Here is a 20,684-nt window from a genome sequence, read left to right as displayed (position 1 = left end):
ACGAGACCCACGGGAAGTCACCAACCGCTCCACCACGATCGCGGCGCGGTCGGAAACTCCATCTCCCTCATGACAGACCGAATCGGGCACCGAGCTTACAGCAACGCCTCGAAACGCAGGGCATGGAGGGCCATGTCATCATCCGGTTGAGCAAACGTCGTACCATCAAATCGACCCGTGTGGTTCCACGGCTCGAATCGCGACATCGCAAACGAGCCACTCGCATGCTGGTGCGAGTGGCTCGTCATTTCTGTCATTCCAGAATGTTCAGGACACAGGATCGGTGAACGGCCATCGCCGCTTACTCGTCCGACTGCCGCAACTGCGCCATCACGGTGAAGTCTTCGAGCGTGGTCGTGTCGCCCGTCGATTCCACCCCGGCGGCCACGTCGCGGAGCAATCGGCGCATGATCTTGCCCGATCGTGTCTTGGGCAGCGCCTCGGCGAATCGGATCACGTCGGGCCGGGCCAGCGCGCCGATTTCCTTGACGACGTGCGCGGCCAGTTCCTTCTTCAGTTCCTCGCTTGGTTCCTGGCCCGATTCGAGGGTCACAAACGCGGCGACCGACTGCCCCTTCAGGTCATCCGGCTTGCCGACAACGGCGGCCTCGGCCACGCGCGGGTGGCTGACCAGCGCCGACTCGATCTCCATCGTCGAGAGCCGGTGGCCCGAGACGTTCAGGACGTCGTCCACCCGCCCCATGATCCAGAAGTTCCCGTCGGTGTCCTTCCGGGCGCCGTCTCCGGTGAAGTAGCGGCCGGGGAACATCGACCAGTAGGTCTGCTGGAAGCGGTCGTCGTCTCCCCAAAGGGTCCGGAGCATCGAAGGCCAGGGCTGGGTGATCGCCAGCAGGCCGCCGTGACCGTCGGGCACCGGGTTGCCGTCGTGGTCGAGAATCTCCGGGACGATCCCCGGCAAGGGTCGCGTGGCCGATCCGGGAGTCGTCGGCGTGGCGCCTGGCAACGGGGAAATCATGATCGCCCCCGTCTCGGTCTGCCACCAGGTATCGACGATCGGGCACTTCCCGCCGCCGATGACCTCGTGATACCACATCCAGGCTTCGGGGTTGATCGGCTCTCCCACCGAGCCGAGCAGGCGGAGGCTCGACAGGTCGTGCCGCTGCGGGAACTGCTTGCCCCACTTCATGAACGCCCGGATGGCCGTCGGCGCGGTGTAGAGGATCGTGACCTTGTGATCCTCGATGATCTTCCAGAACCGCGCCTCGTCCGGGAAGTTGGGCGCCCCTTCGTACATCACGACCGTCGCCCCCAGCGCGAGCGGTCCATAAACGATGTAACTATGTCCCGTCACCCAGCCGACGTCGGCCGTGCACCAGTAAATGTCGTCGTCCTTCAGGTCGAAGACAATCTGGGTCGAATAGGTCGTACCGAGCAGGTATCCCGCCGTCGTGTGCAAAATCCCCTTCGGCTTGCCGGTCGATCCTGAGGTGTACAGGATGTAAAGCGGATGCTCGCTGTCCATCGGCTCGGCCGGGCAGTCGGTCGAGGCGGTCTCGGCAAGCTCGTGCCACCAGACGTCGCGCCCTTCGGCCATCGGCACGTCGTCGGCGGTCCGCTTCAGGACCACCACCTTCTCGATCGTCGGGCAATGATCGACCGCGCCGTCGGCGTTGGCCTTCAGCGGCACGACCTTGCCGCGCCGATAGCCGCCGTCGGAGGTGACCAGCACCTTGGCCGAACAGTCCTGAATTCGGCCGGCGAGCGCCTCGGAACTAAACCCGCCGAAGACCACCGTATGCGGCGCCCCGATCCGGGCACAGGCGAGCATGGCGATGGCCGCCTCGGGGACCATCGGCAGGTAGATGGCGACCACGTCCCCCTTCTTGACGCCAAGCCCCTTCAGGACGTTGGCAAAGCGGGACACCTCGTCACGCAACTCCTTGTAGGTCAACGTCTTCTCGTCGCCCGGCTCGCCGATCCAGACCAAGGCCGGCTTGTCCGCGTTCGGCCCTTCGGCGTGACGATCGACGCAGTTCTCGGCCACGTTCAGTTGCCCGTCGACGAACCACTTGGCGTGCGGCGCCTGCCAGTCGAGCACCGTCTCGAACGGCTTCGACCACGTCAGCAGCTCGTTCGCCCGAGCAGCCCAGAAGGCTTCGGGGTCTTGCTTCGCTTCGTTCCAGAGGGTTTCGTACTGCTGGAGACTTGAGATCCGAGCGTTCTTGGCGAATGACTCAGGAGGAGGAAAGACGCGGTTCTCGTTCAGGACACTGCGAATCGATCCGCTGCCGCTAGGTTGCGATGCCATGGTCGTCTTGCCTCCGCGGGCCGTGGGGCCTCGGGTATCATCGGGAACCCGACACCAATCCCGAAGCTCGGGAGTGCGGGTCAGGTGGAGAGCGCCTGTGTTGACCGTGGTTACGACTTTGGTTGGGGGGTGAGACGCACCCGTCGGCCGACGGTCGGGGCAGAGAAGCGATCTTATGAGGGCGGATCGGCACCCGTCAACCGCCCGCCGTCCCCCTGCTCCACGAGCCGAATGGCCTTGCAAAGCATTGTCTTGCGTTGGATGATGTCCCAAGGTCCAGGATGGGCCAATGTTCCCGCTTCGGGCCGATCCCCACGCCCGATCACCGGCCGAGGAGCCTCGACGCAGGTCCCCCGCATGAATCGCACCATCAAGAGCATGGCCGTCCTGGTCAGTGGGTTCATCCTGCTGTCCTTCGGTGTCGTCGTCGTGAACCAGACCGCCGGCGTCGTCTCCCTGGCGAGCGAGGTCCACCCGATGCTGGGCAAAGGAACGCTCGTCGTCCTGCTCGGCTCGTACGGCGCCTTGATCGGCGTGCCGGTCGTCCTCTTCTTCCGCCTGCCGAAGTCGCTCGACCCCCCTCTGAGCGAGGACGACCCCGACTTCGACGGCCACCTCGACCGCCTCCGCTCCCGCCTCGCCACCAACCCCGTCGTCACCGAGCCCGAACTGAACACCCGTGACGGCCTGCACCGCGCCATCGGGCAGCTCGACCAGCGCGCCGACGACCTCGTCAAGAGCACCGCCTCGGTCGTCTTCCTCTCGACCGCCGTCTCACAAAACGGCCAGTTCGACGCCCTGATCGTCCTGGCGGCTCAGTCCCGGATGGTCTGGCAAATCGCCCACCTCTACCACCAGCGGCCGACCGTCCGCGACATGACCCGGCTCTACGCCAACGTCGCCGTCACCGCCTTCGCCGCCGGAGCGATCGACGAAATCGACCTGAACCAGCAGGTCCAGCCGATCCTCGGCTCGACCCTCGGCTCTGCCGCCGGCGTCATCCCCGGCATGCAGGTCGCCGCCACCGTCCTGGTCAACTCCGTCATGTCCGGCACCGCCAACGCCTACCTGACCCTTCGCGTCGGCCTCATCGCCAAGCGCTACTGCGGTGCGATCGTCGTCCAGCCCAAGCCCGCGCTGCGCCGCGCCGCCTCGGCCGAGGCCGCCAGGATGCTCGGCGCCATCGTCTCCAGCGGCACCAAGACCATCTCCGCCGCCATCTTCGGCGCCGTCCGCGACAAGGGGGTCCAGACCCTCGACGGCCTCAAGCAACGGGCCACCTCCACCGCCACCGCCGTCGGCTCCTCCGCCCGAGGCGCCAGCACCCGCTTCGCCGGCCTCTTCCGCCGCGCCGACGGCCCCATCGGGCCCGAGGCCGCCGGCGGCTGATCGGCGGTCGCTTCCCCCCTTCGCACCGATCCGCCATCCGAGGTGCCCCCATGCCCGCCGAGCACGACCCCGACGACCTGGAATCCGGGCTCGAACGATCGGCCTCCGGGAGCCCGATCTACCGTCACCAACAACCCGATCGCGACTGGTCGCCTCCCGAGTCGCCGGCCCTTTTCCTGGAGGAGATCGAGGCCCACCTGAAACGGCACATCGGCGAGGTCGAGCATGTTTTCCACGAACTCGTCTCCGACCTGGTCCACCTCGACGTCCTCCTGATCCCGGAGGCCGACGACCGGCCGTTCAAGGTCCTCGTGACCAGCGGGGTGAGCGAACAGCCGATGGCGGTCCCCGAGGGCCTGGAGGAATTCCGCAGGGCCGAACTGATGATCGCCCTGCCCCACGACTGGCCACTCTCCGAGGAAGACCTCCGCGACGAGGCCAATTACTGGCCCATCCGTTGGCTCAAGAGCGTCGGCCGCCTCCCCCACGAGTATCAGACCTGGATCGGCTGGGGCCACTCGATCCCCAACGGCGATCCCGCCGAGCCGATCGGGGGGACCGGCTTCGTCGGCGTCGTCCTCCTCCCCCCCTACGGCCTCGACCCCGAGATCTTCCGGCTCACCACGGCCTCGGGAGAGCCGATCACCTTCTACTTGCTGGTCCCTCTCTACCCCGAAGAGATGGCGCTGAAGCTCGACCAGGGCATCGACGCGATCGAGGACCGATTCGACGACATCGGCTTCGTGCTCGACCCCGATCGACCCAACGTCGCCCGCGACGGCCGAGGGTCGTGAGCCGGACCGATCCGCCCCGCCCCGAACCTCCGAACCTCCCCCCATGAACCTCCCCGTCATCCCCGACGGCCGCTACTTCGTCGTCCGGGGCCGCCTCTGGCGCATGGCCAACCCGGCGCTCGACCCCGCCGAGCGCTCCCGCCTCCAGCGCGAGCTCATGAGCGCCCGATCCTCCCTCGGCCACGCCCGACGCTCCGGAGACGCCGACGCCCGCCGCCTCGCCCGCTCCCGGATCGACGCCGCCAAGGTCGCCCTCGGCGAACGCGGCCCCCCCTGGTGGACCGACGGCGCCCCCGACTACAATCGCCGCATGGCCGTCAACACCCCCTACCGCTCCTGGTTCGAGCAGCTCCCCCCCGATCCCGACCCCGACCCGAGCGACCGCCCCTGACAACCCGAGGCCCCTCATCGGACGACGAAGACCATCCCTCGCCGGTTCATCCTGCAAATCTCCTGACGCTCGAAGGTTTCCCCTCTCCCCCGCCCTCGGGGGAGAGGGGGGCCGTCAGGCCGGGTGAGGGGGGCCGGGATCGATCCTCTCAGCATCTCTGGCAAGATGCTCCACTCACTGCCTGGCATCGCGTTTGCCGTTTCTCACAATCGTGTAGACGCGAATCGCCGCCCTTGACCCCTTCTCCATCCCGAACCCGACGGACGACCACCATGTCTCGCCCCCGCGTCCTGAACGTCGGCCAGTGCGGCTACGACCACTCCTCCATTGCGCGCTTCCTGCAGCAATCCTGCAACGCCCAGGTCGACGCCGCCGATTCCAGCACCGAGGCCCTCGACACGCTCCGATCCGACCCGAAGCGCTACGACCTCGTCCTGGTCAACCGCGTCTTCGACCGCGGCGGCGAGTCCGGCCTCGACCTGATCAAAACCCTCCGCGCCGACCCCACCCTCGCCGAAGTCCCCCTCATGCTCGTCAGCAACTACCCCGACGCCCAGCAACAGGCCCTCGACCTCGGCGCTCTCCCCGGCTTCGGCAAGTCCGACCTCGGCGACTCCACCACCGCCCAGCGCCTCCGAGACGCCCTCTCCTCCGACGGCGGCTTCTAACCGAACCCGCCCTCGCGCCGTGCATCCTCCTCTCCTGCCCGAGCATCCTCCGCCTCCGCCTCCGCCCCCGGTCACGGACCCGCCTCATCGGCGCGTGGAACCAGAACCACTGGCGGCACGACACGCAATGCTCTGAGGCACGGCCGCCAAACGCCTCCCGAGACGTGGGGAAACCCAAGCATGAGCCATTCCCATGAGCACGGCCCGAGAAACTACGGCCTGGCGTTCGGGCTCGGCGTGGTCCTCAACCTCGTCTATATCGCCGTCGAGACGGGCTACGGCTTCTGGGCGAACTCACTCGCGCTGCTGGCCGACGCGGGGCATAACCTGACCGATGTGCTCGGCCTGCTCATGGCCTGGGCCGGCTACGCGATGGCCCGGATCCCGCCGACCGAGCGACACACCTACGGCTGGCGCGGCTCAACCATCCTCGCCGCCCTATTCAACGGGCTGATCCTGCTGGCCGCCGTCGGCGCGATCACCTGGGAGGCGATCCGCCGCTTCTCCGAACCAGCCGAGCCGGGCGGCCTGACCATCGTCGTCGTCGCCGCGATCGGCGTCGTGATCAACACCGCAACCGCGCTGCTGTTCCTCAAGGGCCGCGAGGGCGACCTCAACATCCGAGGCGCCTTCCTGCACATGGCGGCCGACGCGGGCGTGTCGCTGGGCGTCGTCATCGCCGGTCTCGGCATCCGCTGGACCGGCTGGAACTGGATCGACCCGACCACCAGCCTGATCATCGCCGCGGTCATCTTCTCCAGCACCTGGGGCCTGCTGAGAGAATCGGTCAATCTCGCCGTCCAGGCCGTCCCCTCGGGAATCGACCCCTCCGCAATTCGGGATTACCTCAGCTCCCTGGCCGGCGTCGAGGACGTGCATGACCTACACATCTGGGCCATGAGCACCACCGAAGTGGCCCTCACCGCCCACCTCGTCAAACCCGATCCCGTCGGCGACGATGAGCTGCTGACCCGCGTCGCCGACGAGCTGCACGACCGCTTCGGCATCGAACACACGACCCTCCAACTCGAGCGCCGCCGGGCCGAATCCTGCCGTCAGGCCGCGCCCGGCTCCCTCTGAACCACCCTTGGCATTCGCGGCGGAGCGGCTGGGGTCATCCTGACCCCAGTCCTTATTCGGCTCTGATCAGGAGGACTGGAGGCGACACGACCCCAGCCACCCCACCGCCACGGCGAGCGGCTCAGGCGGCTCGTCGCCGTCGCCGCAACCACCCAGCTCCAATCAAGGCGACGCCGAGGAGGCCGCTGGCAAAGGTGGAAGGCTCGGGGACGGCGGCAACCTCGAACCCGGTGATCTGACGGATACCGACGTTCGGGTCTCCGATCCGCCGCTCGCCGTAGAGCAGCGCCGATCCGTCCCGCGTGAAGGAGAAGAACGACGGGTAGTAGCCCCCGTCCCAGCTGACGTTCGAGGCGAACCTGCCGAGATACCTCCCTTGCCTGCTGTAGCGATCGATCGCCCCTGCGGACTCATTCGCAATGAAAACCTCGCCGCTATTCGGATTGATCGCGATGCCTCCCGGGGAGCCCGACATGGGCGCGAAGGGTCTGTAAAACCCGGTTGAGGTGAGGTTGAAGAGCTGCCGGTCGGAATAATCCGCCACGAACAGGCCTTTACCACCGAACGCGAGCGCAGGATACAAGCCCGAGCCGGAGTACACCGTGCTGGACGTAGAAGTGACCGTATCGAAGGCCACAACCTTGTCTCTGCTGGAGATGATGAGCTGGCCAGCATACGCCCCAAACGTCGAAGGCGCCACCGCCATCCCCATCAGTTCGCCGCCGATGTTCTCCACCAGGGTCGCCCCGGCCCCTGGGTTTGTCGTGTCGAGACGGTAGATTTCCCCAATATTTGTGCCGACATACAGATCATTTCCAACTAACTCGATACCGAGAGGGATGCTGTTGAGGCTCTCGAGGGAAGCGGTCCCGCCGGCGTTGTGGCGGTAAACGTTTCGGGTGGACGCCCCCGTGAAATAGATGTTGCCCGCGCCGTCGTCGGTGATCGAGCCAAAGCTGTTCGTCCCGGAAATCGTGGTGACAGCCTGGTCCGTATAGCCAGACACATGCAGGACGATCCCCGCGTGGACTTCCACCGAGGAGCCGATTGCCACGATCACCGCCATCGCCGCGACCATCCGCCAGATCAGGTTGCTCATCATGCTGCTCTCCTCCGATCAACGCCCCCGGTGGCGCCCCGCGACACGCAGGGGCGCACGGTCACAGGTCCCCTCGCGATGCCACGACCGCTCGGCAATCCTCGGAGCCCGGAAGCCTCCAGGACCTTCATGGCGATCCCGGCCCGGAATCGAAGGCCAGGGCGAAAATTTTCTGGCCGCAAAGGGGAATCGGGCAAGAAGGAGCGGCACGAACCGAAGCCATAACACCAGTCCCTGGAAACCGGTTACGGAGTCCTGATCGACGACTCTCCGAGAACCGCAGGCGCCGCCCCTGGCATCCACCCGGGATCCTCCACCCCGATGCCTCCCCCGCCTCTCGTCCTTGTTCGACGGGACCAAGCCCCGCGCCTGTGTTCGTTCCACCGACTGAGGGTCCTCGGGGTCGTGCTCGGCTCGGAAACGTCTGTCCCACGGAGGCACTGGTGGCGAGCCACCCGTGCCACACGGCCGGGCGAGCGGATTCCCGGACCCTTCGGGCGGATTTTGTGACTATTCCTACCCATTTCCTCGATCCTATCAGCGTGGGGCATTCGCCTGCCCCGCCCGGTCACGGCGCGAGCGGCCCCCGATTCCTTTGCTCGGGCCGTTCTGTCACCGCGTTCTTTGACAATCCACACTGCGTCCACCACAACTACGCAACCGCCGTCCTTCCGGAAGACCCCAATGCCCCGACGCCCGGGACGCCTCTCAGGGCCTCCGGCCCACGATGCCAGTCCGCCCCGCGTGATAACGAAGCCGGTTGTGTTCACTCCGCCCGCGCGAAACGAACCCATCGCCCCTGCCCTCGTCCTCGAAACGAACCCGATCACACCTCGCCAGCGGCGGCGAAACGAACCCGATCGTTCCGGCTCCGACCCGTGCGAAACGAACCCGTTGTTCCGGGAGCCTCGTGACGAAACGAACCGCCTCCAGCACCTCAAGCTTCAACCAACAAACGACTTCCAGCCCAACCCCGGAGCGCACCGAACCCAACACCGCGGCGCACCTGAAGGCGCACCTCGGCAGGGTGGCTGGGCTCATCCCGCCCAGGTCCGCTCCTGCTCCCGATCAGGAGATCTGGGGGCGACACGCCCCGGCCATCACGCCGCCCGACATCGCGCCGACCTCCTGCGATCGGGAGGCATTGAGGGGCCCCCGCATGCCCCGTCGATCAACCCGCGCGGCAACGCTGGGCGGCCGCTTCCTCCAAACGGGGGTCGGCCGCCCTTTTCGCAATGCGTGACGATATCGCGAGACCCTGGCGACTCGCCTCAAGGCACGCTTCGATCAGACCGACCTGCCGCCTCGTCGGGCGAGCAAGCGGGCCATCGGCCCCAGACCGGCCAGGGTCGATTGCGGAGCGGAGCGAAGGCTCCAGTACCGTGCCGGGGTCGGCTGGTTGATCGGTTGTTGCGTGGAGACGAGCGGCAACCTTCGTCTCACCTGGGTGGGCCTCACAACCACTGGCCTGGTCCGTGGGGCCCATGAGCGAGGACGCGAAGCACCGTTGTGCAACGGAACGTGAACCGGGCCGGGTGCTGGAGTGACGACCGGTTCGGGCTGGGCGAAGACGACGAAGTCGCAGACTTCGTCAGGGATGGCCGGTTCGACGAGGCCGCCGCGATGGCGGTCCTGGTTGTGCCCGCCATCGAGCGCCATGCGGTCGCTCACCTTATGGCCGCGAATCCGGTGCGAGAATCCGATGTCGTTGCCGACGCCCGCCAGGACGGTCTCAACCAGACCATCGTCGCCAGCGTCAAGGATGTTGTCACCATTTCCGCCATCGACGTGATCGAACCCAAGGCCGCCAAGCATGACGTCGTTGCCGTCGCTGGGCAGGCTTGGGTTGCGCGGGCCGTGGACGGTGTTGGCGGTTTCGGGAGTGCCGCCGAGCATGACGTCGTCGCCATCACCGCCGTACATCGAATCGTCGTCGTTGCCGCCCCAGAGGGTGTCGTTCCCCGTGAGACCGAACATGAGGTCGTTGCCGTCGCCGCCGTTCAGGAAGTCGTCGCCGGCGCCGCCGACCATGGCGTCGTTTCCTGTGCCGCCGTGGAGGGCATCATTTCCGGCGGAACCCCAGATCTGGTCGTTTCCGTCGTCGCCGAAGAGGGTGTCGTCTCCGGCGTCGCCGACGATGGCATCGTCGTCATTGCCACCGCTGATCAGGTCATTCCCATCGAGTTCGGGGTTGCCAGGTTCGCCGGGGGCGAGACCGCCGCAGAGGCGATCGCGGCCGTCGACACCGTAGATGGTGTCGGCACCCAGGCCACCGTGAATGAGGTCGTCCCCTTCGTCGCCGACGAGAAGGTCATCGCCCAGGTTGCCCTGAATCTCGTCGTTGTCATCGCCGCCGGAGATGGTGTCGTTCCCATCGCCGCCGGAGATGGTGTCGTTCCCATCGCCGCCGGAGATGATGTCGTCGCCATCGGCCCCAGAGATCGTGTCGTTCCCATCGTCGCCGGAGATGGTGTCGTCGCCATCGCCGCCGGAGATGGTGTCGTTCCCATCGCCGCCGGAGAGGGTGTCGTCCCCCTCATCGCCGAAGATCGCGTCATCCCCCCCTTCGCCGGAGATGGTGTCGTTGCCCACGTTCCCGTTGAGGGTGTCGTTGCCTTGACCGCTGGCGATGGGCTGCAGGCTCGATTCGCCGCAATCGGCGTCGGAGTCGCCGTAAATCAGATCATCGCCGAGGCCCCCCGCGATGGTGTCGTCCCCCGCACCGCCGCCGATGGTGTCGTTCCCCGCGTCGCCATTGATGGTGTCGTTGCCGTCGTTCCCGGCGAGGAGGTCGTTGCCATCGCCGCCGTTGATGGTGTCGTCGCCACCGGCCCCGTAGATCGAGTCGTTGCCGGCACCACCGTTGAGCAAATCGTTGCCGTCGTTGCCACAGATCTGGTCATCTCCCTCGCCACCGTCGATGGTGACCGGGCACAACCCGCCCGCGCCGGACAGGTTATCATTTCCACGGCCGCCATTGATCGTGCCGTTGGCCATGACGAAGTCGTTGCCGTCACCGGCATTGATGACCAGGCCGATCTCCTCCGACGCCTCGGGAGAGGCCATCACCGTGTCGTTGCCGGCATTCGTGTTCAGGATCAGCACGTCGTCGTTTGGCCCGAACGGACAGCTCGCCAGCGAGTTGAGGATCACGACGTTGGCGTTCTGCGTCTGCTCCACATTGACCATGCCCGGGCCCGGGGTCGTGATGCTGACCTCGTCGGCGATGTTCGGATTCTCAATCGAGACCGTGTCGCGAACGGCATCGAGGCCCAGATCAAGCGTGACGAGTCGCACGTCCGTATCACGGAGATTGCCGACCTGAATGTCGTCGGAACTCGTTGACGCGCCAAGGAAGATCGACTCGACGGTATGAACCCCCAGATTCCTCGACCCCACCGACGAGGTGATGACAACCCCGACTCCGTTCGCGAGAACGGCGAGATTGTTCCCGATGACCGCTGAGCCGAAGAACTCCAGATGGTCGTTCCCCTCGCCTCCCTCGTAAAGACCGCTGCCGTTGACGCTGATCAGCGTGTCCGATCCGGCATTGCCGTAAACCGAGTTCTGGCCAGAACCGCCAGTCAGGACATCGTTGCCATCGCCACCGTTCAGCACGAGCGAGCCGCTGAAGCCCGCGGCGTTGATCACGTTCGCCAGCATCCCACCCGTGAGAATCGCCTCTTCGACACCGCTCAGCAGGAGCGTTCCCTGCGAGGCACCCGTCGCTGAGCCGACACTGGCCAACGATGTGTCGGAAAGGATCAGATCGGAATCGCCGGTCGCCTTGATCAGGTCTCCCGACCCCGTTCCAGCGTCGAACGTGAACGAACCGCCCGAGGACGGCAGGCGAAAATTGGTGCCGATGGTCAGCGTGTCGTTCCCGCCGAAGGATCGAATCGTAAAGGTGTCCAGGTCTTCGGCCACCAGCGGAGTCAGGACGGTGAACTCGTCATTCTCGGAGAAGACGTCATCGGTTTCGATGATGAACTCGTCCACATCGAAGAACGTCACCGATTCAAACGCCACGCCCCCGTCATGCGTGCCCGTGACGATGTTCCGGTCGGGACCCGCTTGTGCGACGGTCAACACAGTTCGATCGGTCGTCTTCAGCGTGTAAGAGGCCACGTTGCTGATCAGCAGCGGCTCAAGGTCCTCAAACGTGATCGTGCTGACAATCGATCCAGTGTCGACATCGATCTCACCATCGCCCGTGTTGGAGCCAGGGCGATAAACCAGGTCATCGTCGCGACCGCTCCGCCGGATTCGAAGCTCGTCATTGCCGCGGCGGCCATCAACGAATACCGGCAAATCGAAGTCGCCCTCGATGATGAAGGTGTCATCGTCATTGGAACCGATCAGCCGAAGCTCAGTCACCTCGGCAAGGTCGACCGAACCCAGAGATCGACCGTTCACAAAAATCGTGATGTCATCATCCGTATTATCGACAACCACGCTAATGAGGTCGGGCACACCGTCCTGGCCGTCGTCCTGGTCGTCCATGTCCAGGGTCAACGGGCCGGCCTGCGTCAGGATCGGGTCAATGAAGCTTGTCGTGAATTGCGGCGCATACGCCCAAAAATCAGAGGAGTCGAAGTCAGCTCCGCCTCGCCCGTACGACGCGATGCCGATGATCGACCGGCCCACCAGCAACGGGCCTCCCGAGTCACCCTGCCCCAGCGCCGCCTCGGACGTATCAAAGCCAGCAGGCGGCATCTGGAACAACGCGCCGATGATGCCGTTCTGGAACATCGATCCGCCGTCACCGCCATTGAGATCATCCGTTGATTCAAGCTGATTATAACCGACGCGTTTAATGCCCGAGGTGCCGGTCTGCTGCCCCTCGGTGCCCGTGCCCGTATTGCCATAACCGATGATCTGCGAGCCACGGAAGATGTACTCGAAGGTGTCACCCACGTTCGGCACGTTGGGGAAGGCCGAATTGACGGTGATCACCTGGGTCGTGTCGTCAAGGTTGCTGACCGTCCGGGCAAGACCCGCGTTGGGCCCGTCAAGGAAGCGAATGAGGATGTCGTTTGTGTTCCGGACATCGTTGGCGGTGATCATTCCACTGCTGTCGACGAACGAGCTTGCCGTGGGATCGGCCCCCACGGTGCCATCTTTGGGATCGGCAATCGAGAATCGCTCGGCACCCACGGGCGCATAATTCGGCAGAATCATCACGGCGACGTCGAAGCCATCGGAAATGTTGTCGCCGCCTCCCCACATGGGATGAACAATCACGTTCGCTTGCGGAACGTTCATCCGAATGACGCGATCACCCGGCATGTTGAAGGTAACGGAGTAGTTCGTGCTATCAGCCACCCCGTCGCCGTCGTCATCGACACAATGCGCAGCCGTTAAGATGTGGCGGCCCGTCGGCAGCAGCGATCCCGTGCAACCCCCCAGATTGGCAATCCCGTCGAACCCCGACCCGGGCAGGACCTGCGGTGGCACACCGATCGCGCCGATGACCGGCGTCACTCTGTCTTCAAGCCGCTCCAAGCTTGTGAAGAACCGCCTTTTCCGCCCCTCCTCTGCCAGATGTCGGCGAGCCGACCCGCGCAGACCTGCTCGTCGCACTTGTTCTCCGCCTCGATGACCGCTCATTGGTGAGTTCTCCACTGGAGAGTTGGAATGAATCCCGCAGGTCTCCACTACCGCACCACGGGCTCGATCGTCACCCATGGCGAGATGATGTACGGGCTCAGAAAGATCGAAAACTCATGAAAGTTTCGAATGTAAATTTGTCTGCTCTTCTAGCATTCAAGATTACGCATACGCTAACACCGAAAGAGCTCTGAGCATCAGTAGAGGTCAGAGCCAAGTCCAAACTATCTCAATTTGACAAGAAAGGCAAAATGGTAACTCTAAGAAATTTAAATTGCTTGGGCCGTGTGAAGACTTTTTGCCGATTAAGCAAACTTCGTTGCTGAGCCCGGCCTCAGCCCCCTCCGATCGCAACCCCGACGGGTTCGAGCACGGAATCAGAGTCACACACGGAATCAGGGTCATCCTGAATATTGACATTTGTCATAGGACGAGGCCGGCCTGGCCTCTTATTCGCCTGGCTTGCATTCAAGACATTGCGTTTTCTCGGTCCTCGAACACAATCAGCCGGCCGTGCGATCGGATTCTTTGACCCTTCTGGAGTTTTTGTGACTACCCCTCGCAATTTCCTCGATCCTATGAGCGTGGGGCATTCATCACGCTCGCCCGATTGCCGGGCGAGCATTCCCCGAATCGTTTTCTCGTTCCGTCGCGCCAGCGAGGCTCTTTGACAATCCGCACCGCATCCGCCACCGTCAGGCGACGACGTTTTTTTTCGAAGACCTCAACGCCTCGGGCCGCAGAAAACCTCGCGGGACATCTGACCCACGATGCTACTCCGTCCCGCGCGAAACGAACCCAGTTGGGTTCACTCCGCCCGCGCGAAACGAACCCATCGCCGCTCCCGTTGGTCTCGAAACGAGCCTCTTGCCCGCTCGCCATCGGCGGCGAAACGAACCCGATTGGTTCGGGCTCCCCTCCGTACGAAACGAACCCATCGCACCTGGAGACCCGGCACGAAACAAATCCCCTGAATCAGCCCAACCTTGATCCACCAAATGACTTCCAGCCCACTCCCAAAGCGCACCAAACCGCGCACCGAGGCGCACCGGAAGGCGCACCGAGCCCGCAACCAAGGCGCACCGGCCCGTCTCGAACGCCTCGCCGGAAGGCGCACCGAGAGGCGCACCAACAGGCGCACCGAGAGGCGCACCCGGCAGCGCACCCGAGCTATCGGCATCGGGTGCGAGCCACCGGGACGAGCCGAGCAGAGTGGACCAGAATCAGGGGTTGGTCAGGTTCGGCATCCAGAGGGTCCCCTGGACTTCGGGGATCTCGCCCGAGGGGGGATAGGTCGAGCGGACCGACTCGCGGAGCAAGCGGGAAAGCTCGGTGATCGTTTCGACGTGATTCGGGCAGTCGGCCAGGTTGGTCTGTTCGAGGGGGTCGGCCTCGTGGTCGTAGAGTTCGAGCCCGCGGTTCCCGTCGTCCCATTCGGTGTAGCGCCAGCGGGGGGTTCGAATCGAGTAGCCGAAGAACCTCCCCTGCCCGCCTCCTCCCCGGGTCACCTGGCTAAGCGACCAGCCGCGGCCGGGGGCTTCCGGATCACGGAGCAAGGGAACGAGGCTCTGCCCCTGAAGGTTCTCCGGCGCCTCGACTCCGCACAGCTCGGCCAGGGTCGGGTACAGATCGATCAGACCCACCGGAGCAGGAGCGACCGTCCCCCCTTTCGAAACGCCCGGCGCCGCGATGATCATCGGCACCCGGGCACTCTCCTCGAACAGGCTCATCTTCTGCCAGAGGCCATGCTCGCCCAGGTGATAGCCGTGGTCACTGGTCATGACGACGATCGTGTTCTCGGCCAGGCCGAGCCGATCGAGCGCATCAAGCACCCGGCCGACCTGAGCATCCATGAAGCTGATGCTGGCGTAGTACGCCTGAATCGCCTCGCGGCGCAGCTCGTCGGTCAGCTTGTCCTGCTCGCGCTTGGCGCTCATCAGGCCGGCGGGAGGGATGTCCTGCTGGTCCTCCTCAACCCCTTCCACCAGGGAGATTTGCTCACGCGGATACTGTTTGAAATAATCTTCCGGCGCGACGTACGGCGTATGAGGCCGATAGAAGCCGACGGCCAGGAAGAACGGCCGATCGGCCTGCCGGGCGCAGCGTTCGAGGACCCACTCGGCATCGCTGGCCATGATGCCGTCGGTGTGGTACTCGTCGCTCTTGGGAGAGGCATACCAGCTCAACGTGCCGCCGAACTGGCCAGGGGTGAGGGTAAAGATCTTCGGCTCTTCCTCCAGCCGATCGACCCCGGCCGGGTTCAGTTCCAACTCCCATGAGCCGGGGTCGTCGTGCCCGTTCGTGCCGATCGACCGAGGCACCCCGTAGTGATACAGCTTGCCGATCCGGGCGGCGAAGTAACCATCGAGCCGGAACGCCTGCGGCAAGCTGACGTGAGACGGGATCGACTGACGGAAGATCTGAGCATTACTCAAGATCCCCGTACTGTTCGGATATAGACCCGTGAGCATCGAGTTGCGGCTCGGCCCGCAAAGGGGGAACTGGCAATAGGCCCGGTCGAACCGAACCCCTCGCGCCGCGAGGCGATCGATATTGGGGGTTTTCATCTGGGGATGACCATACGTGTTCAACGCATTGTTCAGGTCATCGGAGATGAGAAACAGGACGTTCGGCCGGTCGGCCGCATCGGCCGAGGAGAACGGAGCCAGGGCGACCACCCCGACCAGCACGACGAACCGCGACGCGATCCCAGAAGTCATGACTCATCCTTTCCGCAATGGGTGTCCGATGCGACCGTCTCGAATCCGATCCCGGAGCCGGAACCGATCAGAGCGTGATCTCGATCGTGGCGTCGTTCCCCTTTCGGGCGGCCAGGCCGCGTCGTTCGACCGATCGGCCCGACTCGGGATCAAGAACGCGAATCGTGTACAACCCTTCGGTAAAGGTGAAGGGCCGCCAGCGGGAACCTGCAAGCCGAAGGCCATAGATCGGCTCATTCGTCGATTCGTCGATCACCTGGACGACCGGCCGATCGACGCCCCGAACGACGACCTCGGGCAACTCGGCCCGAGCCGCTCGGGCGCCGCCGTTGTCAAGCTGAGACACCGTGACCGGCCAGCCGGGGAACTGGGTGCCCGGCTCGGTCGGGTCGGCCAAGAGGGGCCAGCATTCGACCGTGATCGTCCGGTCGGCTTTGTGGAACCGGACGACACCGAAGCCGGCCGACTTGTCCGTCTCGGCCTCAAGCACACCGACGCCGGGCCTTCGCTCTGGCTTCGGATTGGCGCAGGCCAGGACGGTCAAGGGATGGTCGAAGCTGTCCCGGAAGTCGCCCAGCTCCTCGGGAGCCCCGCTGGGCCGGTTCTCCCCCGGAGACTCGGGCCAGAACCACCGAGGGTACAGGTTGTTCACCGCCGGGCTGGCGAAGGCGACCCCGGCGTCTCGGTGCGCGTCGATCCCGTAATGGACAACGGCCGGCAGGTGCTGGTCGCCGGCCAGGTGGAAGGCGAAGGCGCGTCGCAAGGCCCGGACGGCCTCGTCGCGGGGGGTCTGCGGCCAGCCATTAGTGTCGTAGTCGGCGATGAGCCGGTTGTCGGGCTGACCGTGGTGGGTGGCCATCGCCGTGAAGATGGTCTGCGAGAAGACGGCCTTCATGTCGACCCCTCGCCAGTCGTCGGCCCACTCCTGGAGGAAGCGAAGCTGCGGATCGCCCAGCAATTCCAGGCCGGGCCGGTCGGCGGTTTCCGGGTCGAAGTCGGGATCGACCACGTGGTCGGCGCGGCCGCTGGTGGTGGGGGGCACCTTGCCGTCGGGGCCGCTCTTGTACTGGCGATCGGCGAGGATGGCGAAGCCAATGCCGCCGTAGATCAGGGGGCCGTAATAGCCGGTGATCCCCTGAAGGCCCGGCTCGGCGGGAGAGTCGGGGTGGTGAGCCGTCTCGATCGCGTGGACGACGTTGACGAACTCGGCCATCTGCTTGTAGCCCCCCTTCGACTCGGCCTCGGAGGTGTTGCCGGGGGCCTTCTTGCCGCCTTCTCCCCAGAGGTTGCCGTGGTAGACGTCGTGATCGTCGGGAATGGCGATACTTGGGCGATCTCGGGTCAGGTCGCGCCAGGTCCAGCCATGCTGATACCACTTGCGCAGGAGGTCGAGCAAGGCAATGTCCACGTCGTTCCGCTCGACGCCGAAGCCGCCGGTCGACTCGTAGAACTGGTCGCCGGTGAAGGCGATCAGGTCGGGGTCAAGCTTCGCGACGCTCGCCACGCAGGCCTCGTTCGGGAAGGCGTAGTGGGCGTTGCAGGAGATGTCGGCCACGGTCAAACGCTCGGCCTCGACCGGATCGCGACGGATGAGGCCGTCGAAGGAGTCCTCTCGGGTCGATCCGTCGGTGAAGCGTTCGACATACGACAGGCGATAAGGGGTGTCGACCTGATCATCCCACCCTTCAACCCGAAAGGTGGCGAGGAACGATCGGGGGTCAATCCTCCCCTCGGCAACGGGTTGCCACGAGCCGTCCCGATCGATGAGCAGGCGGACCGATGGCTCATCGTCCGGGCCGAGGGGGGGCATCTGCACCGACATCTTCATCGTGCCGCCGTGCAGAGTGTACTGGTTAAAGAGGATCGGGCCGAAGCGGTGGTCGTCGTGGGCCTCGACCTTCGAGCCGGAGACGCTCCAGTCGGCGAACCACCAGGTCCCGGCCGGGGGAGCGTTCGGGTTACTCGCCTGCTGCGCCGCGGGACGAGGAGGGCCGAAATTGCTCACGAGGGCGAGGTTGCCGACCAGCGATGCCCCCGGCACTCCCGAGCGCTCGACCGTGCCCAGCACGCGGTCGTCCTTCGGGTCGATGGCCGAGAGCGTCAGGCGGAATCCGTCCTGGTCGGGGTCGATCGTGAGGCGAAGCTCAACCTCCTCGACGTTCAAGTCGACCGGGTCCGAGGCGGCCTCGGAACCGTCGCCAAGCACCAGGCGACCGTTGGTGCGCAGGCCGGCCGGGAATCCCGAACCATGCACCAGGTTGTTGCGGTAGTCCCCCAGCGGCCCCCGAACGCCAATCGAGAAGCCGGCCGATCCGGTCGCCTCAGCCAGCGGGCCGCCGTCGAGCGATCCCAGCCGGACACTCATGCGAAGCGTCCCCGGGCGATCGGCCAGGTCATGCGTCAGCAGATGCAACGATCGGCCGGTGGCGGGGCGAAGGCACTCCAGCCGCCCGCCTCGAATCCGCCAGTCCTGCAGCGGGTTCGACCAGAAGGCGGCGCCGGGCCAGACGCGATCGGGAACACGTTCCCATCGGCTGCGGAACTCGGCCTCCGGTCGGTCCTCGGCGCGTCCTGCTCGCGGCAGGGCGGAGAGGGCCGCGGTCGCCGCGGCGGAATCAACGAGGAACGACCGGCGAGAGACGGAAGACTTGCTCATGATGGGAGAGGCTCGGTACGGATCGAATCGAAGTGGCCGGCCCACGGTGATCGGGGACGTTCCCCCGAAGCCTCGCTCATCCTAATCCGTCCGAGCAGCCAGCGAAACAGACCAGACCAAGCGCGAGGAGTCCGGCGATGTCCGAGGACGTGGACCCACCCGTCAGCCCCACCGCGATGCCGAGAACCGCATCGTCACCGCCCAGACCAGGAAGACACGCGAATGAAGCCGCCAGCGCCAGGGGGCACAGGTCTGGAATCCGGCCAGGAGGGGAGCAATGGCGGGGTCGTGCCGCAAGGCAGCGAGGATCTGATTCGGGTGCAATCCGTGGTAGTGAGCGCCGGAGCGCAAGAGCCAGGGCAGCAGCTCGGCGAGACGCTCATCGGGGGTCTCCGGCAGTGCGGGGAAACACTTCGAGGAGGCGATATCGGTGATGAGGGTCGCCCGGCCGATCGGCCCCGCCAGGCGGGCGAGCAGGCGGAGATGGCCGCGGCGGATCGCCTCCATCACGGCCGTTCCTCTCGGGTGATGATCGCCGAGGGCGTGGGCTGTGGTGTCGGTCAACTGGCTGAGGATACAGGTCGAGGCGACATGGTCGAATGGTCCCGGCAAGACCAGTGGAACCCGGTTGCCGGGCCAGGTGGCCAGGGCGTCGAGATCGGCCGGGCGCACCTCAGCGCGGGGGGACCACGAGGCGATCGTCTCGACCATCGCCGTCAGGTCCAGACCGCCGTGCAGGTGAATCCCCGGGTGATCGGCCACCCCTTGCCGTGCAACCCCTTCGGCGAGGGCCGTCGGGTCGAGGTCGACAAGATGAACCTCGCGGTAGCGTTCCAGAAGGGCTGGCAGGTCAAGGTCGTTGGTGTTCCCGGCCCCCAGGATGCAGAGCCGACCGCCCGGAGCCGTCGTGAGCACGGCCGACACCTGGTGGCGGTGATCAGCGAACACCTCCCACTGACCTCGGGTCGAGGTGTTGAATCCGGCCTGCCGCTGGCGAGGATCATGAATCATGGACCATCGTCACGCAAGAGCTTCCATCAATGTCTGAGCACAGGCGAATCCGCTCTGAATCGCCCCCTCGATCGACCCTCGCAAGGCCCAATCGCCGCAGGCGGCCAGGCAGGCATCGGGGTCGATCAGGCAAGGGGTTCCCAAAGGCTCAACCGGTTGGGCAAAGAGCCATCGGTGGAGCGACTCCAGGCGAGGCGGGCCAAGGCGGATCGCAAACGACTCCTCGACGGCCAACCGCAAGAGTCGGACAACCTCCGAGGGATCGGAATCGCGGTGGGCCTCGGACCAGGTGTGATTCGCCTGGACAACCAGGGCGGGCGAATCCGGTCGGCCCGGTTTGCTCTGTTCGTTCGACGCCCAACGCAGGACGGGATGATCGCATCGGATGCCGTCGAACGGCAAGGCCGTTCTGCTCTCCGGAGCGATCATCCAGGAGAAACAGACCGCCATCGGAATCGGTTCGAGTGTCGCGGCCAGTTCCGAATGCTCGCGAAGCAAGGCGGCAGCCTGCGCGGGGGGAGCCGTCACGATCAGCGCGTCGAACGGGCCGTACGAGGAGCCGTCTCGATCGATGATCGTCCAGCCCCCGGCCGATCGTTCGAGCCGATTGACATGAACGCTCACACGCACGTCAATCTCTTGAGCGAGCCTCTGGCCGATCGTCCCCATGCCGGGAACCCCCACCAACCGAGGGGGATCGGGAAGCTCCGGCACCAATCGGCCGGCTTCGAGGCGAGCGAAGCGCCCTTGCCACGCTTCGAGACAGGAGAAGACGCCCGAGGTTTCCCCAAAGGCTCGAACCATCGGATCCGTGATCGTAAAAAACGGAGGGCCGTGGTCAAACGAGAGGCCATCCATCGACCGGGTCGAGGTGCGGCCTCCGGGGCGTCTTCCTTTATCGAGGACCAGAACGGAGTGTCCCTGATTACGCAACCGGCGCGCGGCGGTCAACCCGGCAATGCCGGCTCCGATGACCCCAAAATGTTTCGACATGAAC

The 20,684-nt window shown here is 65.3% G+C and carries 12 protein-coding genes; 5 read left to right on the top strand and 7 right to left on the bottom strand.

The annotated features are described in order from the left end of the window. Positions 1-301: 301 nt before the first annotated feature. Positions 302-2,269 carry an acetate--CoA ligase gene (gene acs / locus GA615_RS24430; RefSeq protein WP_152053961.1) on the bottom strand — a complete coding sequence of 656 codons (1,968 nt, stop codon included), beginning with the start codon at positions 2,267-2,269 and terminating at the stop codon, positions 302-304. 357 nt (positions 2,270-2,626) lie between these two features. Here acs and GA615_RS24425 point away from each other — a divergent pair, with 357 nt between their 5' ends. The 5 genes from GA615_RS24425 to GA615_RS24405 all read left to right on the top strand — a co-directional run bounded on the left by GA615_RS24425 (position 2,627) and on the right by GA615_RS24405 (position 6,591). Then, positions 2,627-3,658 carry a DUF697 domain-containing protein gene (locus GA615_RS24425; RefSeq protein ID WP_161602533.1) on the top strand — a complete coding sequence of 344 codons (1,032 nt, stop codon included), beginning with the start codon at positions 2,627-2,629 and terminating at the stop codon, positions 3,656-3,658. A gap of 50 nt (positions 3,659-3,708) precedes the next feature. Further along, complete coding sequence (locus GA615_RS24420) at positions 3,709-4,452, top strand: suppressor of fused domain protein (RefSeq protein ID WP_152053959.1); 744 nt, start codon at positions 3,709-3,711, stop codon at positions 4,450-4,452. A 43-nt stretch (positions 4,453-4,495) separates the two neighbouring features. Next, positions 4,496-4,843: a hypothetical protein gene (locus tag GA615_RS24415; protein ID WP_152053958.1), complete on the top strand. Its 348-nt coding sequence runs from the start codon at positions 4,496-4,498 to the stop codon at positions 4,841-4,843. 272 nt (positions 4,844-5,115) lie between these two features. After that, positions 5,116-5,511 (top strand): response regulator, encoded by a 396-nt coding sequence (locus GA615_RS24410; protein WP_152053957.1) that lies wholly within the window; start codon positions 5,116-5,118, stop codon positions 5,509-5,511. 180 nt (positions 5,512-5,691) lie between these two features. After that, positions 5,692-6,591: a cation diffusion facilitator family transporter gene (locus tag GA615_RS24405; RefSeq protein ID WP_152053956.1), complete on the top strand. Its 900-nt coding sequence runs from the start codon at positions 5,692-5,694 to the stop codon at positions 6,589-6,591. Between the two features lie 121 nt (positions 6,592-6,712). On the opposite strand, the gene GA615_RS24400 is transcribed toward GA615_RS24405, so the two are convergent. The 6 genes from GA615_RS24400 to GA615_RS24375 all read right to left on the bottom strand — a co-directional run bounded on the left by GA615_RS24400 (position 6,713) and on the right by GA615_RS24375 (position 20,680). Then, the gene (locus tag GA615_RS24400; RefSeq protein ID WP_161602532.1) at positions 6,713-7,657 is read right to left on the bottom strand and encodes a PEP-CTERM sorting domain-containing protein; all 945 of its coding nucleotides are present in this window, start codon (positions 7,655-7,657) and stop codon (positions 6,713-6,715) included. 1,320 nt (positions 7,658-8,977) lie between these two features. Beyond that, entirely contained in the window at positions 8,978-13,300 is a 4,323-nt protein-coding gene (locus tag GA615_RS24395) for a trypsin-like serine protease (protein ID WP_161602531.1), read from the bottom strand. A 1,223-nt stretch (positions 13,301-14,523) separates the two neighbouring features. Further along, the gene (locus GA615_RS24390) at positions 14,524-16,020 is read right to left on the bottom strand and encodes a sulfatase (protein WP_152053953.1); all 1,497 of its coding nucleotides are present in this window, start codon (positions 16,018-16,020) and stop codon (positions 14,524-14,526) included. A gap of 67 nt (positions 16,021-16,087) precedes the next feature. Then, on the bottom strand, positions 16,088-18,676 hold the full coding sequence (locus GA615_RS24385; protein WP_152053952.1) for an alkaline phosphatase D family protein: 2,589 nt from the start codon (positions 18,674-18,676) through the stop codon (positions 16,088-16,090). Between the two features lie 162 nt (positions 18,677-18,838). Continuing rightward, positions 18,839-19,687 carry a hypothetical protein gene (locus GA615_RS24380; RefSeq protein ID WP_152053951.1) on the bottom strand — a complete coding sequence of 283 codons (849 nt, stop codon included), beginning with the start codon at positions 19,685-19,687 and terminating at the stop codon, positions 18,839-18,841. Positions 19,688-19,696: 9 nt separating this feature from the next. Beyond that, on the bottom strand, positions 19,697-20,680 hold the full coding sequence (locus tag GA615_RS24375) for an NAD(P)/FAD-dependent oxidoreductase (protein WP_152053950.1): 984 nt from the start codon (positions 20,678-20,680) through the stop codon (positions 19,697-19,699). Positions 20,681-20,684: the final 4 nt, after the last annotated feature.

The organism is Tautonia marina (assembly GCF_009177065.1).
Lineage (GTDB): Bacteria > Planctomycetota > Planctomycetia > Isosphaerales > Isosphaeraceae > Tautonia > Tautonia marina.
The sequence above is the reverse complement of the archived record's forward strand: the minus strand, read 5'-3'. Positions and strand labels throughout refer to the sequence as shown.